This window comes from Herbaspirillum sp. B65 (genome assembly GCF_000333555.1).
In the GTDB taxonomy this organism is placed as follows: domain Bacteria; phylum Pseudomonadota; class Gammaproteobacteria; order Burkholderiales; family Burkholderiaceae_D; genus Herbaspirillum; species Herbaspirillum rubrisubalbicans.
Map to the genome: position 1 here is coordinate 1 of NZ_BADI01000687.1, position 14834 is coordinate 14834.

A 14834-nucleotide genomic window follows, 5' to 3' on the forward strand; every position below is an offset into this window, starting at 1 on the left:
AGTGGCCGAGCCCGTGGCGGCCGCGCCGCAGCAGCCCAAGCGCAGCGCGCCTGATTTCGGGGGTGTCACCAAGGTCAGCCGCGAGGTCGAGGCCGTTGGCAGCACCCTGGAACTGGCCGTGGTCTCGGCCTTGCAGTCGGCAGTGGCGCAGGTCAATGGCGTGAAGGTCGCCAGCCAGTTGCAAAGCCTGCGCCAGGGGCTGGATGTGAGCGTGGATGGCCAGAATGCAGGCGCGGTCCGCGCCGATGCTTTCGAGCAGAAGATGGTGGCCGGTTCCCAGGGCAGCGTGCTGGGTTACGAAATCCTGTCCCAGGAAGAGGTGGATAAGGTCGATGAAGAGGTGGTAGCGAAGGTTCGCGCCAGCGATGGCGGCTACAGCTACTCGGCATCGGCCTCTTCCGAAAGCAATGTGAAGCTTAAGGCAAGTGGCGAAGGCAGTGCCCGTGGCGGCGATGCCAGCGCCAGTGCCTCCGCTTCCTATTCCGGTTCGTCCGCTTCCAGCGAATCGGCCAATGTCGACGTCAAGCGGGGTGCCAGCTCCTATTCGTCCGACCTGAGTCACAAGAAGATGCGCAGCTACTGGAAGGTCAAGCTGCGCGCCGAGATCGCCCAGTACAAGGCGCCCGACGAAAAGGGGCAGCCCAAGATCGTGGTGGTCTTGCCCAAGACCCTGATGCAGACCTATCCGGTGGGTGATAGCCAGGTGCCGGCCGACGAAGTGGCGCGCGCCGTGCGTGGGCGCTTGTCGGACATCCTCACCCAGACCAAGCGCTTCATCGTGCTGGATCGCGAATTTGGTGCCGACCTGCAAGCCGAGATCGATCACATCAACAGTGGCAACGTGCGTGCCCAGGACAGTGCGCGCATCGGCCAGCAGCTGGCTACGGATCTGTTGCTGATCCCGACCATCGAGCGCTTCGAATATCCGAAGTCGGTGCGCAAGCTGCGCATGTCCGATCGAGAGCTGGTGTCGTACTCGGGGGGCGGGCGCATCACGCTGCGTCTGGTCAATGCGGCCACCGGCCAGGTCGTGATGTCGCAGAGTTTCGAGCACAAGCTGGCCAGCGCCGACCCCAGCACGATGCCACGCGTGATCGATGGCAAGAGCATGGCGTCGGGGCTGATGGATGCATTGTCCAGCCAGATCGGTGGCGCCATCGTGACCGAGATCTTCCCGGTGTCGGTGGTGTCGCTGGAGGGCGATCAGGTGGTGTTGAGTCAGGGTGGCGAAGCACTGCAAGTGGGCCAGCGCTGGAAGGCGGTCTATCTGGGTGAGGAGCTCAAGGATCCGCAAACCGGCAATTCGCTGGGCCGCAAGGAGACGCCGGTGGGCACGATCCGCATTGACCGCGTTGCCGCGCAGACCTCGTATGGCACCGTGGAAGAGGGCGGCAAGCTGGGAGACAAGCCCTTCGTGGCCGGCGCCATCGAACTGCGGGGGCAACTGCCCAAGGCGGCGCCGGTCGAGGCCAGTGCGGCGGCAGGTAAGGCTGCCTCCCCTCCGGCTGCGACTGCATCCGCACCGGCCAAGGCCAAGAGCACCAAGCCGGCAGCGGCTGCGCCAGCCACCGAGGCAGTCAAGGCCAGCGCACCGGCCAAGGACGACAAGTGGTAAGACGGTGAACCTGGTCCGGTGCGGCGTAGGTCGCACCGGGCCGGGCGTTTCAGGTCAAGGCCGGTTCTTTCTTCTGCGCCAGTCGTTGTCGCACGCTGTCACGTATCGGCACTTCGCAATAGCGGTACGACAAATGCGCCAGGATCACCGCCAATGCCATGGCCGCCAGGATGCTGGGCAAGCTCCCTTCGCCATTCTTGCTGCTCAGTTGCAGCAGCGGGATATGCCACAGATAGATGCCATAGGACAGTATCCCGGTGCGCACCATCAGTTTGGTCGACAGTACCTGCTGCAGCACCGCCCGGCGCTCGCAATCGATCGCCGCAATGAACAAGGCGCCACCAGCGCCGATCAGGGTGGGGCCCAATACGCTGCTCAACGGCGCAATCCAGAGCACGCTCACCGCCAGCGCCACCACGCCCGCTGCCATCGCACCGTTACCCGGACGCCAGCCTTGTCTGACCGCCACGGCGGCCGCACAGCCATAGAGCAGGGAATCGAGTCGTTCGATACTGCCGGCATAGAGCATCAGCCTGACCTGCTCGCCAAAGACCCCGAACAAGAAAGCGCGCCAGCACAGCACCATCACGGCAATGGCCAGCACCGCCTTGACGAAGCTGGCTGCCGGTATGCGTCGCATCAGGAGCAACATCAGCGGCGGCCAGATCAGGTAGAAGTGTTCTTCCACCGCCAGCGACCACGTATGCCCGAAGCCCGCCAGGTGGTGACCACTGAAGATGGCGGCATAGTTGGTCGTGTAGGTGACGGCGAAGATGGCATTGAAAGCGGCGCGCCGCTGCCCTTCCAGCACGAAGGCCAGCCCCGCGATCAGCGCCACCAGCAGCAAGGCCGGCGCCAGCCGGGCGAAGCGCCGGATGTAGAAAGGCAGCAGTGCCAGCCGACCTTCGCGCGCGAACTCATCCCAGAGCAGACCGGTGATCAGATAGCCGGACAAGGCAAAGAAGATGCCGACCCCGACCCCACCGAGGTTGTACTGCTTGAACAGATTCGTATGCTCCAGCAGCACCAGCAGAATGGCGACCGCTCTGACGCCATCAAGCCAGGGCCGATAGCCGGAGAAGCGCGCAGCACCCGCGGTGCTGCCGACTGTGACGGGAATACTCATGCAGCAACTCCTGTACTGGTTCCGATTGATACGCGGACATAGGGGCGGGAGAACCGGGGCCGGGATCCGTAGGGATCGATGTTTTGTTGCTGCGCAACAAGAATGCTGACTGATGCTGAGGGGTTTGCGCGCAGCTTGATGCCATGGCCCAGATTCTTAACAAAATTGAATCGAATGCCGCGCTATTCTATTGTGCTACTGAGGCTTACCACAAGCGGCTTCTTCCCGTTTCATGTCAGTAATCGCAGTCTTTATCGGCTTAATGTCCTCGATGGCGGACCTTGGGCGACTTGTGTCTGTGAATAGCGACGGTTTGGGGAATTTGCGCGGCTTGGCGCAAGGTGATGCAGAAGGGGGGGGCGGCATAGGGTGCGGGGCTGTCGAAATGAAGAATTCTTCTTCTACAGTAGTAAAGCGGCCTGCTTTTGAGGGGGATGGTGAATAATTGATTAGGCAATAAAAAAAGCCCAGCATCGCTGCTGGGCTTTCTTGTCCTTGGTCTACAAGGTAATTCTGGTCGGGGTGAGAGGATTCGAACCTCCGGCCTCTACGTCCCGAACGTAGCGCTCTACCAGGCTAAGCTACACCCCGTCGAGTGAGATCTAAGTCAGTGATTTCGATCTACTGCGAAAGCCGATAATTCTAACAGGGATTTTTTGAATTGGCTATCAGGAAGTGAAATAATTGCGTCCGCCGCGCGTCGCGCAGCAATTTCTGCCTGTTCGCGGGTATAGGCCAGGGCGCCTGAATGGGTGATGGCCGAGAGCACTTCGTCGAAATGCTGTTCATCACCATTTTCGATGCAGGTGCGCACCAGTTCGCGCTGCTGCGGGGTGCCGTGCTGCATCAGCCAGATCAGCGGCAGCGTGGGTTTGCCTTCGCGCAGGTCGTCGCCGACGTTCTTGCCGATCTCGGCACTGTTGCCGGAATAATCCAGCACGTCGTCGATCAACTGGAAGGCGGTGCCGATGGAGCGGCCATATTCACCGGCGGCTTCGATGCCGGCTTCGTCGGCGCCGGCGATCAAGGCGCCGATCTGGCTGGCGGCCTCGAACAGCTTGGCGGTCTTGGAGCGGATCACCTGCAGGTAGCCGGCTTCATCCACATCCGGGTTGTGCATATTGAGCAACTGCAGCACTTCGCCCTCGGCGATGACGTTGGTGGCATCGGCCACGATTTCCATCACGCGCGGCTGGCCGACGGCCACCATCATCTGGAAGGCGCGCGAATACAGGAAGTCGCCCACCAGCACCGAGGCGGCATTGCCGAACATGGCATTGGCAGTCTGCTTGCCGCGGCGCAACGAGGATTCGTCGACCACATCGTCATGCAGCAGGGTGGCGGTATGAATGAATTCGATCACGGCCGCCAGCGAGTGATGGTGCTCGCCCTTGTAGCCGAAGGCATTGGCGATGAGCACCACCAGCACCGGGCGCAGGCGCTTGCCGCCGGCACTGATGATGTATTCGGCGACCTGGTTGACCAGCGGCACCTCCGAGTACAGTTGCCGACGGATGACTGCGTTGACCGCCTCCATGTCGGCGACGATCGGTTGCATGATGGTTTGTTGCGAAGCGTTTTGTACGGCGGCAGACAAGACGGAACCTGTGGGAAATGGTTATTCCCCGGATTATACGATGACAAGCAGGGGGCACGCCAAAGAGCCTGTGGCTGGAACGGGCAGGTTTTTCATTGTCGGGATGAAAATCCGGCTTGCCATTCCGATAAGGGGCTTCTCATTGTCCTGCCGGAAACTGTGTTGTGCAGAGGCCCGGCAAAGTGTCAAGTCTTTTGACCGTGTTGCTAAGTGCATGTATAATTGGGGGTTTTCCTGTTTCGGCAGGGGAAAATCGTTCTTATTAATCATTCGTGAGGTTTCACATGTACGCGGTCATAAAAACCGGCGGCAAACAATACAAAGTTGCTGCTGGCGAAAAACTCAAAGTAGAACAGATACCGGCTGACATTGGCTCCGAAATCACTTTGGATCAAGTGCTCGCAGTGGGCGCAGGCGAAACCGTGAAGTTCGGTGCGCCGCTGGTCGCAGGTGCTACGGTGCTGGCTACTGTGGTAGCACAAGGTCGCCATGACAAGGTCCGCATCTTCAAGATGCGTCGTCGCAAGCACTACCAAAAGCGTCAAGGCCATCGTCAGAACTACACCGAACTGCAAATCGTCTCGATCAACGCCTAAGCGTTGAACCAAACGAACTGCTCATCCAAAGTCATCAAGGAGTTTTAAATGGCACACAAAAAAGGCGGCGGCACTACGCGCAACGGCCGTGACTCAGAATCGAAACGCCTGGGCGTCAAGGTTTATGGCGGCCAAGTGATCAATGCTGGCGGCATCATCGTCCGTCAACGCGGCACCCGCGTGCACGCTGGCGAAAACGTCGGCGTCGGCAAGGACCACACCCTGTTCGCCCTGAAGGACGGCAAGGTCAAGTTCGTTGTCAAGGGTCTGCAACAGCGTCAATACGCAACCGTCGTTCCGGCGTAAGCGTTCCTGTCATCCGGGTTCGCCCGGAAACCAGGCATAAAAAGGCTCTGCCGATGGTGGAGCCTTTTTGGTTTTTTGAAGAGCCGTCAACAAAGCGCCGAGCCTCTGCTTCCTATGCAATGCAGGGGTTGGTCCTCACCAGGTCCAGGATGGATCGACGTTTTGTTAGCGGCTCCCACGAGGCGTCCATATCATGAAATTCATCGACGAAGCACGCATTGAAGTCGTGGCGGGGGATGGCGGCAACGGTGTCGCCAGCTTCTGCCGCGAGAAATTCCGCCCCTTCGGCGGTCCCGACGGCGGCGACGGCGGCAAGGGCGGCACCATCTGGGCCGTGGCCGACCGTAACGTCAACACCCTGATCGACTATCGCTACGCCAAGCTGCACCGCGCCGGTCGCGGCGAGAACGGCCGTGGCTCGGATTGCTACGGCAAGGGCGCCGACGACGTCTACCTGCGGATGCCGGTGGGCACGCTGATCGTGGATATCAATACCGGCGAGCACATCGCCGACCTGACCTTCCACGGCCAGACCGTGATGCTGGCCAAGGGCGGCGAGGGCGGCTGGGGCAACATCCACTTCAAGACTTCCACCAACCGCGCTCCGCGTCAGAAGACCGAGGGCAAGGAAGGCGAGCGCCGCGAACTGCGCCTGGAACTGAAGGTGCTGGCCGATGTGGGCCTGTTGGGGATGCCCAATGCGGGCAAATCGACCTTCATCACGGCGGTGTCCAACGCCCGCCCGAAGATTGCCGACTATCCCTTCACCACGCTGCATCCCAACCTGGGCGTGGTGCGTGTGAGCCACGAGAAGAGCTTCGTGATCGCCGACATTCCTGGCCTGATCGAAGGTGCGGCCGATGGTGCCGGCCTGGGGGTGCAGTTCCTGCGCCACCTGCAGCGCACCGGTCTGCTGCTGCACATCGTCGATCTGGCTCCTTTCAATGACGAAGTCGATCCGGTCAAGGAAGCCAAGGCCATCGTCAAGGAATGAAGAAATACGACCAGTCGCTGTTCGACAAGCCGCGCTGGCTGGTGTTGAACAAAGCTGGACGTGGTGCCGAGGCCCGAGCGCGCCAAGCGGGTGAAGGATTTCGTCAAGCGCTTCGGTTGGAAGGGGCCGGTGTTCGAGATCTCGGCACTGAATCGCGATGGCTGTGAAGATCTCATCAACGAGATCTACAAGTATCTGGAAACCAAGCGCGCCGAAGAGCATCGCTCGGAAGAGACGCAGATGACCGAGGAAGCCCGCGCCATCTCCAGCATCGACCCGGACGATCCGCGCTTCAAGGTCCTGGACTGAGTGTGAGTTCACGCGTGCGACCTTGTCTCGGGCAGGGTGCGCGCGGGGGCGGTTCGGGCTATCATCTCTGCCTGTCGGATTTTCCGTCGCTCCCAGAAGAATCAGAACCCGGAACACTATGCAATCGGTCATTCAACGCGCCAAGCGGCTCATCATCAAGGTGGGCTCTTCCCTGGTCACCAACGATGGCAAGGGCCTGGACGCCAATGCCATCGCCCGCTGGGCTGAGCAGATCGCGCAACTGCGCGCGCTCGGCAAGGAAGTGGTGCTGGTCAGCTCCGGCGCGGTCGCCGAAGGGATGCAGCGCCTGGGCTTCGACAAGCGCCCCACCGGCATTCATCACCTCCAGGCCTGCGCCGCCGTGGGCCAGATGGGCTTGGCGCAGATCTACGAAACCAGTTTCCGCAAGCATGAGCTGCACACCGCCCAGGTCTTGCTGACCCACGCCGACCTGGCCGACCGCGAACGCTACCTCAATGCCCGCTCCACCCTGTTTGCCCTGCTGCAACTGGGCGTGGTGCCGGTCATCAACGAGAACGACACGGTGGTCACCGATGAAATCAAGTTCGGTGACAACGATACGCTTGGCGCCTTGGTAGCCAACCTGATCGAAGCCGATGCGCTCATCATCCTGACCGACCAGCCGGGCTTGTTTACCGCCGATCCGCGCAAGGATCCCCATGCCACTCTCATTGCCGAAGCACGCGCTGGCGACCCCTCGCTGGAGTTGATCGCGGGCGGCACCGGCACCGGCATCGGCCGTGGCGGCATGTTGACCAAGATCCTGGCGGCCAAGCGGGCCGCTACGTCCGGCGCCCATACGGTGATCGCCTGGGGCCGTGAAGACCAGGTCTTGACGCGCCTGGCGGCCGGCGAGACCATCGGTACCCAGCTCAATGCCGAGACCGCGCAACTGACTGCGCGCAAGCAGTGGATGGCCGATCATCTCAAGACCGCCGGTCGCGTGGTGCTGGATGCCGGGGCGGTGCAGAAACTGAGTCAGGAAGGCAAGTCGCTGCTGCCCATCGGCGTGGTGGAAGTGGCCGGCGAATTCGGCCGCGGGGACGTGATTACCTGCGTGGATGCGGCTGGACGCGCCATTGCGCGCGGCATGAGCAACTACAACAGTTCGGATGCGCGCCGCATCATTCGCCATCCTTCTTCCGAGATCCAGGCCATCCTGGGCTTCGTGGAAGAGCCGGAACTGGTGCATCGGGACAACCTGGTGTTGCTGTGAATCAAATCATCAAAACGATATAAAGAATATAAACGATATCGATGATTCAAATAAAAAACGCGGCCTGGCCGCGTTTTTTATTGCTTGCCCCGCTTGCCATCAGCGGCGCACCGGATCGATGCGGGTCTGGGTCTTGAGACGATTGATGATGCTCTTCACGTTTTCATTGTCGGCAATCATCTTGCCTTCGCAGAAATAATCCTTGAACAGGGCGCCATCGATGCGATTGACGCCGATATCGCGGATCGGTTGCCACTTGTCGCGGCGCGAGCGCGACCAGGTGCCATCGGGGTGGCCGAAGGCATAGGTCTTCTTTTCCCAGGTCTCGCAGCGCATTCCTTCGTACATCACGTTGACGGCGCCGCCTTCGGTCTTGGTCTCCACGGTGTAGCGCACTACCTTGTCGGTGCCGATGGAGACGGAGTTGAGGTCGATATAGGCCTTCATGGTGGCATTCGGGCTGAGGTAGAACTCGGCCAGGTTCTGCTGCTGCGGTGTGGGCGGCAGTTGCACGGCGATTTCCTGCCAGGGCTTGTCTTCATCGTCGAAGTCTTCATCGAAGCTTTGCGCCAGCGCACCGGCGCAAGCGGCCAGCAGTGCGCAGGCCAGAACGGCACGGCGCAGGATGCGCGGGGTGAACAGGGAAGTGGGTGCGGCGATCTGCGGGAAAGAGGGCATGGGCTGGTTCACTTGGATTCGGGCGTGGGCGCGCCGTTGCTGGGCTGGCATTGCGGTGCCTGGCCCGGTTTCTTGTGGGGAGCAAGGACGCGGCCGGCTTGCTCGGGGCGGCGGGCTGCGTGGCCGGGGCGGTTCAGGAAGCGCGACAATTCCTGCAAGGCTTGCTGATAGACCTCGCGCTTGAATTCGATCACCACGTCCAGCGGCACCCAGTAGTCGTGCCAGCGCCAGGCGTCGAACTCGGGATGCGAGGTGCCGCGCAGGTTGACGTCGCAATCGCGCCCGACCATGCGCAGCAGGAACCAGATCTGCTTCTGGCCGCGGTAATGGCCGCGCACTTCGCGCTTGATGAAATGATCGGGGACTTCGTAGCGCAGCCAATCACGGGTGCGGCCGATGATCTTCACGTGCTCGGCACGCAGGCCGATCTCTTCTTCCAGTTCCCGGAACATCGCCTGTTCGGGGGTCTCGCCGTGCTTGATGCCGCCTTGCGGGAATTGCCAGGAGTGCTCGCGCACGCGCTTGCCCCACCACACCTCGTTGTTGGCGTTGAGCAGGATGATGCCGACGTTCGGGCGGAAGCCTTCTCGATCCAGCATGGTGATCCTCAAACTTTCTGCGGCTGGAAGTCCCTTTCAGGCAGGCTCATGCGACTGCGGGCATACACGGAAAAACCGGTACGCCAGACGGGTCAGGAGCAATCACATCGATGCACGGATGTCATTGAAACTGGGAGCAAATCTGCAAAGAAAGGGCGCATCAGCCAGCTAATCCTTTAAAATTGGAATGATTATAACCCTCCTCTTTTTAAAAAGAACCGACCGTCATGCGCGCCTCACGTTTTTTTATTTCCACCCTGAAAGAAGCCCCTTCCGACGCTGAAATCGTGAGCCACAAGCTCATGATGCGCGCCGGCATGATCAAGCGTCTGGGCGCCGGCATCTATACCTACATGCCGATGGGGCTGCGCGTGATCCGCAAGGTCGAAGCCATCGTGCGCGAGGAAATGAACCGCGCCGGCGCCGTCGAGCTGTTGATGCCGGTGGTGCAGCCGGCCGAGCTGTGGCAGGAAACCGGGCGCTGGAACAAGATGGGCGCCGAGTTGATGCGCGTGAAGGATCGCCATGGCCGCGACTTCGCCATCCAGCCGACTTCGGAAGAAGTGGTCACCGACGTTGCCCGTTCCGAGCTGCGCAGCTATAAGCAATTGCCGGTCAACTTCTATCACATCCAGACCAAGTTCCGCGACGAACGCCGTCCGCGTTTCGGCTTGATGCGCGGTCGCGAATTCACGATGAAGGATGCCTACTCCTTCGACCGCGACGTCGATGGCTTGAAGAAGTCCTACCAGGCCATGTATGACGCCTATGTGCGCATCTTCACCCGCTTCGGCCTGGAATTCCGCGCCGTGGCCGCCGACAACGGCGCCATCGGCGGTTCCGGTTCGCACGAATTCCACGTCATTGCCGCCACTGGCGAAGACGCGCTGGTCTATTGCCCGACTTCGGATTACGCCGCCAACATGGAAGCGGCCGAAGCACTGCCCGCCGACAGCAGCCGTGGTGCCGCCACCCAGGCGCTGGAAAAGACCGCCACGCCGGCCAAATCCAAGTGCGAAGCCGTGGCCGAGCTGCTGGGCCTGCCGTTGACGCGCACGGTCAAGTCGATCGTGCTGGCGGTGGACAATGAAGATCCGGCCAAGAAGGAAATCTGGCTGCTGCTCTTGCGGGGCGACCACGAATTGAACGAAGTGAAGGCCAGCAAGATCCCGGGTCTGGCGACCTATCGCTTCGCCAGCGAAGCCGAGATCGTCGAATGGTTCGGCACGCCTCCCGGCTACCTGGGGCCGATCGGTACCAAGAAGCCGGTCAAGGTGGTGGCTGACCGCACGGTGGCCAATATGGCCGACTTCGTCTGCGGTGCCAATGAAGCCGATTTCCACTACACCGGCGCCAACTGGGGCCGTGACCTGCCTGAGCCGCAGGTGGCCGATATCCGCAACGTGGTCGAAGGCGATGCCTCGCCGGATGGCAAGGGTGTGCTGGCGATCCAGCGCGGCATCGAAGTGGGCCACGTGTTCCAGCTCGGCACCACGTATTCGGAAGCCATGAAGGCCACCTACCTGGACGAAGCCGGCAAGCCGCAGCCGCTGGTGATGGGCTGCTATGGCATTGGCGTGACCCGTATCCTGGGCGCGGCCATCGAGCAGAACTTCGATGACCGCGGCATCATCTGGCCGACCTCGATTGCGCCCTTCGAAGTGGTGCTCTGCCCGATGGGCTACGATCGCAGCGAAGCGGTCAAGACCGAGATCGACAAGCTCTATGCGCAACTGACCGAAGCCGGCGTGGACGTGGTGCTGGACGACCGTGGCGAGCGCCCGGGCGCGATGTTCGCCGATTGGGAACTGATCGGCGTGCCGCATCGCATCGTGGTGGGTGACCGTGGCCTCAAGGATGGCAATATCGAATACCAGGGCCGCCGTGATACCGAGGCCACCCAGGTAGCGCTGGCTGAGGCGCTGGCCTTCATCAAGGGCAAGCTGGCTGCCTGAGGATTGCAGAGACAGGCATGAAAAAGGCGGGCGCCGTGGCGTCCGCCTTTGTTTTTGGGCCGCGCCTTGGCAGGCGTGGCTCGGTGCTGGTCCGCTTATGTCTTACTTATTTGGCCGGGACGATGGTCACGGTCTCGCGGAAGATACCGCCTTCAGCCACGCTGCCGTCCACCCGGCCCTGGCCATTGACGCGCTTTTCGCAATCGATGCGGTCCGATTGCGGCAGGCCTTCGCAGCGACGCAGGGCGTTTTCCTTCAGTTGCGCCGGGCTCGGATCGGTCAGGGTGCCACGGGCGGCGGCTTGTTGGGCGGCACCGGCTTCACGCAGGCAGGTGGCGCGATCCTCAGTGGAGCTGCCGCTCTTGCAGGCGGCGATCTGTTGCTGGTATTCCGAATTGCCGTTCTTGCCGGCAGCGAACACGTGCGAGGCGGCACCCAGGGCGGCCAGTCCGATCACGAGGGCGCAGGCAGAGCGCAGCAGTTGGTGACGCACGGAGGCGGTTTGGTTTGGCATGGTCATTTCCTTTCTCTTGGTCATGAGCTTCCAAGCTCATCTGTGAATGGCACAGGGTAGACCTGTTTTCTGTTTTTCAGTTCTTTTATTCTGTTCTATGAGCAGCAATATGAACTGGGAAGCTTGTTACAAGGTATTGCGGGCCGCATTGCACCGCGCAAAACCGCCATGGTAGGCGGCTCCCGACCGGCCTGCCATCAGCGAACTGCTGCAAGAGGCGTCAGACAAGCGGAAAAGAGCGGCGCAGCGGCAACGCGCGCACGAGCTCCTGAAACATCCGGAAACAAAAACGCCCGCAAGGTATCTGCGGGCGTTTTTGTTTGCAAGTCGCTTGCAAACCGCGGGCGTCGATCAGCTCAGGTGAGCCGAGATCAGCTTGGTCATTTCGAACATCGTGACTTGCTTCTTGCCGCCGAAGATTGCCTTGAGCTTGTCATCGGCATCGATGTTGCGCTTGTTTTCGGCGTTCTGCAGCTTGTGCTTCTTGATGTATTCCCACACCTTCTTGGTCACCTCGGTGCGCGGCAGCGGCTTGGTGCCGACCACTTCGCCCAGGGCAGCCGATGGGGTCAGCGGCTTCATGAAGGCGGCGTTGGGAGTACGTTTTGCAGCGGGCTTGGCGGCGGGTTTTGCTGCGCCTTTCTTGGGTGCTGCCTTCGGAGCTGCCTTTGCTGCGGGCTTGGCGGCGGGTTTGGCTGCAGCCTTGGGGGCGGCGGCTTTGCTTGCCGGTTTGGCTGCCGCTTTAGCTGCTGGCTTTGCTGCCGGTTTGGCGGCGGCCTTGGCGGCGGGTTTTGCTGCTGGCTTCTTTACTGCGGCTGCTGCTTTTTTTGCTGTGGCCATCGGAAAGACTCCTCACAAGAATGAGATGAATGCGTCATTTACGCACCGCTAATAGTGGTGCTCTTTGCACGGCCACGCAAGTATTTTTTAGAGGATTTCCAGGCCAAAGCGCGCGGAAACAACGAGTCGCAGCGATCCGCCGTCAAGCCGCGCCGGTAAAGGGATCGCGGCGGATCGACCAGGCTCGGGAAAGGGCTGCTTGCAGGGCCGCGGAGAACTCATGCAGACGATGCAAGAAGGACATGCTTTTGCACCTCGAAGGAGGACGTCGAAAGACTGCGAAAGAGAGGAGGAAAACGAGGCGGGGAGGGGAGGTTTCAGGCAGCGGGGAACGCTGCCCGGGACTGGGGATGCAGCCGCAAAGTCAATTGCTGCAAGGCTTTGCGGCCGGTGATGGTCAGCGCATTCCACCCGGCAGCATCCCCTTCATGCTGCGCATCATCTTCATCATGCCGCCGCCCTTGAGCTTCTTCATCATCGATTGCATCTGCTCGAACTGCGACAACATGCGGTTGACTTCCTGCACCTGCACCCCGGCACCAGCGGCGATGCGGCGCTTGCGGGTGGCCTTGATCAGTTCCGGCTTGGCGCGCTCCTGCGGGGTCATGGAGTTGATGATGCCTTCCATGCGGCGCACCTGTTTCTCGGCCTGGTCCATGTTGGCGTTGCCGGCGGCGGCCTGCATCTGGGCCGGCAGTTTGTCCAGCAGGCTGGTGAGCCCACCCATTTTCTTCATCTGCGAGAGTTGCGCCTTGAAGTCATTGAGGTCGAACTTGCCGCCGCCCTTGATCTTGTGCGCCAGGTCCTGCGCGGCTTCCATGTCCACGCCCTTGCGCGCCTCTTCCACCAGGGCCAGGATGTCGCCCATGCCGAGGATACGGTTGGCCATGCGCGAGGGATCGAAGGCTTCCAGGCCATCGAGCTTTTCGGCGACGCCAGCGAACTTGATGGGCTTGCCGGTGATGTGGCGCACCGACAGCGCGGCACCGCCACGCGAGTCGCCGTCCAGCTTGGTGAGGACCACGCCGGTCAGCGGCAGGGCATCGTTGAAGGCCTTGGCGGTATTGATGGCGTCCTGGCCCAGCATGGCGTCGACCACGAACAGGGTTTCGATGGGCTTGATGGCGGCGTGCACGGCACGGATTTCATCCATCATGGCCTGGTCGATGCCCAGACGTCCGGCGGTGTCGACGATCAGCACTTCATGGTGGTGCTTCTTGGCGTAATCCAGCGCGGCCAGGGCAATGTCGACTGGCTTGTCGGTGGGCTGGCTGGGGAAGAAGTCAGCGCCGGCCTGGCCGGTCACGGTCTGCAACTGGCCGATGGCAGCCGGCCGGTAGACGTCGGCGGAGACGGTCAAGACCTTCTTTTTCTTGTTCTCGCGCAGGTACTTGGCCAGCTTGCCGACGGTGGTGGTTTTACCGGCGCCCTGCAGGCCCGCCATCAGGATGATGGCCGGCGGCTGGGTAGCAAAGTTCAGTTGCGAGGCTTCAGCACCGAGGTCGGCCCCCATCAGGCTGGCCAGTTCGCGCTGGACCACGCCGACCAGCGCCTGACCCGGGGTGAGCGAGCCGATGACCTCTTCGCCCATCGCTTTTTCCTTCACCTTGGCGATGAATTCGCGCACGGCGGGCAGGGCCACGTCGGCCTCCAGCAGGGCCAGGCGCACTTCGCGCAGCATCTCGGCGGTATTGGATTCGGTCAGTCGCGCCTCGCCGCGCATGGTTTTGACGACTTTGGCGAGGCGTTGGGTCAGGTTGTCTAGCATGGTGATATCTGCAAATAGGTGGATGGCCGCAGGTCGGGACGAACCGGGTAGGCGCGGCGGCGGGCAATCCTGCATTTTAACCGATCAGCCCTGCTGCGCCCCTGCCGGCGCGTGGGCTGCAGATGGGGACGCTACGTAAAATTAACAGCTTGTACAGCCTGCGCTCTTTGTGTATACATGGGCGCTGAATTTCCAAGCGCATAGAACAACCAAGGCCCTCGCCACGCAGCAGGGGCCAACGCCATCGAGACTGCCGGTCCTGCACTGCTGGTCCCGGCGCGCCGTATCAACAACGATACACACAAGAGGAGAGTGGAAATGCAAAAACCAACACAATGGATCGCCCTGGCCCTGCTGGCCAGCGCCGGTTTCTCGGCGGCCAGCCATGCGGCCGACGACGTGATCCGCCTGGGCAACCTGAAGTTCGCCCATTATGGTGCGGTGTCCTATATCAAGGAGATCGCCCCCAAATGCGGCATCAAGGTCGATGAAAAAGTCTTCGCCAAGGGCCCGGACGTGATGCAGGGCATCCTGGCCGGCGAGCTGGATGTGGGTACGACCGCCTCCGAAGCGGCCATTTCGGGCCGCGCCAACGGTGCGCCGATCTATGTGGTGGCCGGCTTTGCCAAGGGCGGCGCGCGACTGGTGGCGGGCAAGGATTCCGGCATCAAGTCGGTCAAGGACTGAAGGCAAGAAGGGG

12 protein-coding genes, 1 tRNA gene and 2 pseudogenes are annotated in these 14834 nt (G+C 61.4%); 7 read left to right on the top strand and 8 right to left on the bottom strand.

Annotation, left to right across the window (positions count from 1 at the left end; all coding sequences use genetic code 11):
• The first annotated feature begins 1 nt into the window (after nt 1).
• Nucleotides 2-1615, top strand: coding sequence for a CsgG/HfaB family protein (locus I5W_RS16320; RefSeq protein ID WP_050010681.1), 1614 nt, complete (start codon nt 2-4; stop codon nt 1613-1615).
• Nucleotides 1616-1664: 49 nt separating this feature from the next.
• On the opposite strand, the gene I5W_RS16325 is transcribed toward I5W_RS16320, so the two are convergent.
• The 3 genes from I5W_RS16325 to ispB all read right to left on the bottom strand — a co-directional run bounded on the left by I5W_RS16325 (nt 1665) and on the right by ispB (nt 4299).
• Entirely contained in the window at nt 1665-2741 is a 1077-nt protein-coding gene (locus I5W_RS16325) for an acyltransferase family protein (RefSeq protein ID WP_044530019.1), read from the bottom strand.
• A gap of 514 nt (nt 2742-3255) precedes the next feature.
• A tRNA-Pro gene (locus I5W_RS16330) sits at nt 3256-3332 on the bottom strand.
• Between the two features lie 16 nt (nt 3333-3348).
• Entirely contained in the window at nt 3349-4299 is a 951-nt protein-coding gene (gene ispB / locus I5W_RS16335) for an octaprenyl diphosphate synthase (protein ID WP_017451964.1), read from the bottom strand.
• Between the two features lie 323 nt (nt 4300-4622).
• Between ispB and rplU the strand changes: the two genes are divergently transcribed.
• From rplU to proB, 4 genes and pseudogenes are all read left to right on the top strand, one after another.
• Nucleotides 4623-4934 (top strand): 50S ribosomal protein L21, encoded by a 312-nt coding sequence (rplU, locus tag I5W_RS16340; protein ID WP_006713215.1) that lies wholly within the window; start codon nt 4623-4625, stop codon nt 4932-4934.
• Nucleotides 4935-4982: 48 nt separating this feature from the next.
• On the top strand, nt 4983-5240 hold the full coding sequence (gene rpmA, locus I5W_RS16345) for a 50S ribosomal protein L27 (protein ID WP_013232410.1): 258 nt from the start codon (nt 4983-4985) through the stop codon (nt 5238-5240).
• A 193-nt stretch (nt 5241-5433) separates the two neighbouring features.
• A pseudogene (obgE, locus tag I5W_RS16350) lies at nt 5434-6543 on the top strand (GTPase ObgE).
• Between the two features lie 118 nt (nt 6544-6661).
• A complete protein-coding gene (proB, locus tag I5W_RS16355; RefSeq protein WP_044530020.1) occupies nt 6662-7780 on the top strand; it encodes a glutamate 5-kinase in 1119 nt (372 codons plus the stop codon).
• A gap of 99 nt (nt 7781-7879) precedes the next feature.
• Here proB and I5W_RS16360 read toward each other — a convergent pair whose 3' ends face one another.
• A complete protein-coding gene (locus tag I5W_RS16360; protein ID WP_044530024.1) occupies nt 7880-8458 on the bottom strand; it encodes a CNP1-like family protein in 579 nt (192 codons plus the stop codon).
• Nucleotides 8459-8466: 8 nt separating this feature from the next.
• Nucleotides 8467-9057 carry an RNA pyrophosphohydrolase gene (locus I5W_RS16365; protein WP_017451969.1) on the bottom strand — a complete coding sequence of 197 codons (591 nt, stop codon included), beginning with the start codon at nt 9055-9057 and terminating at the stop codon, nt 8467-8469.
• A 227-nt stretch (nt 9058-9284) separates the two neighbouring features.
• Here I5W_RS16365 and I5W_RS16370 point away from each other — a divergent pair, with 227 nt between their 5' ends.
• Entirely contained in the window at nt 9285-11012 is a 1728-nt protein-coding gene (locus I5W_RS16370) for a proline--tRNA ligase (RefSeq protein ID WP_044530021.1), read from the top strand.
• A gap of 106 nt (nt 11013-11118) precedes the next feature.
• Here the strand turns inward: I5W_RS16370 and I5W_RS16375 are convergent, their stop codons facing one another.
• From I5W_RS16375 to ffh, 3 genes are all read right to left on the bottom strand, one after another.
• The gene (locus I5W_RS16375; protein WP_017451971.1) at nt 11119-11526 is read right to left on the bottom strand and encodes a hypothetical protein; all 408 of its coding nucleotides are present in this window, start codon (nt 11524-11526) and stop codon (nt 11119-11121) included.
• A 351-nt stretch (nt 11527-11877) separates the two neighbouring features.
• Entirely contained in the window at nt 11878-12366 is a 489-nt protein-coding gene (locus I5W_RS29965; RefSeq protein WP_083893557.1) for an SWIB/MDM2 domain-containing protein, read from the bottom strand.
• 397 nt (nt 12367-12763) lie between these two features.
• Nucleotides 12764-14134 (bottom strand): signal recognition particle protein, encoded by a 1371-nt coding sequence (gene ffh / locus I5W_RS16390; RefSeq protein ID WP_017451974.1) that lies wholly within the window; start codon nt 14132-14134, stop codon nt 12764-12766.
• Nucleotides 14135-14452: 318 nt separating this feature from the next.
• Here ffh and I5W_RS16395 point away from each other — a divergent pair.
• Nucleotides 14453-14818: pseudogene (locus I5W_RS16395) on the top strand (ABC transporter substrate-binding protein); the annotation flags it as partial.
• Between the last annotated feature and the right edge of the window lie 16 nt (nt 14819-14834).

Coding starts and splice junctions, on each gene's coding strand:
- I5W_RS16325 (WP_044530019.1), bottom strand. CDS start 2,741: ATGAGTATTCCCGTCACAGTCGGCAGCACCGCGGGTGCTGCGCGCTTC.
- ispB (WP_017451964.1), bottom strand. CDS start 4,299: ATGCAACCGATCGTCGCCGACATGGAGGCGGTCAACGCAGTCATCCGT.
- rplU (WP_006713215.1), top strand. CDS start 4,623: ATGTACGCGGTCATAAAAACCGGCGGCAAACAATACAAAGTTGCTGCT.
- rpmA (WP_013232410.1), top strand. CDS start 4,983: ATGGCACACAAAAAAGGCGGCGGCACTACGCGCAACGGCCGTGACTCA.
- proB (WP_044530020.1), top strand. CDS start 6,662: ATGCAATCGGTCATTCAACGCGCCAAGCGGCTCATCATCAAGGTGGGC.
- I5W_RS16360 (WP_044530024.1), bottom strand. CDS start 8,458: ATGCCCTCTTTCCCGCAGATCGCCGCACCCACTTCCCTGTTCACCCCG.
- I5W_RS16365 (WP_017451969.1), bottom strand. CDS start 9,057: ATGCTGGATCGAGAAGGCTTCCGCCCGAACGTCGGCATCATCCTGCTC.
- I5W_RS16370 (WP_044530021.1), top strand. CDS start 9,285: ATGCGCGCCTCACGTTTTTTTATTTCCACCCTGAAAGAAGCCCCTTCC.
- I5W_RS16375 (WP_017451971.1), bottom strand. CDS start 11,526: ATGCCAAACCAAACCGCCTCCGTGCGTCACCAACTGCTGCGCTCTGCC.
- I5W_RS29965 (WP_083893557.1), bottom strand. CDS start 12,366: ATGGCCACAGCAAAAAAAGCAGCAGCCGCAGTAAAGAAGCCAGCAGCA.
- ffh (WP_017451974.1), bottom strand. CDS start 14,134: ATGCTAGACAACCTGACCCAACGCCTCGCCAAAGTCGTCAAAACCATG.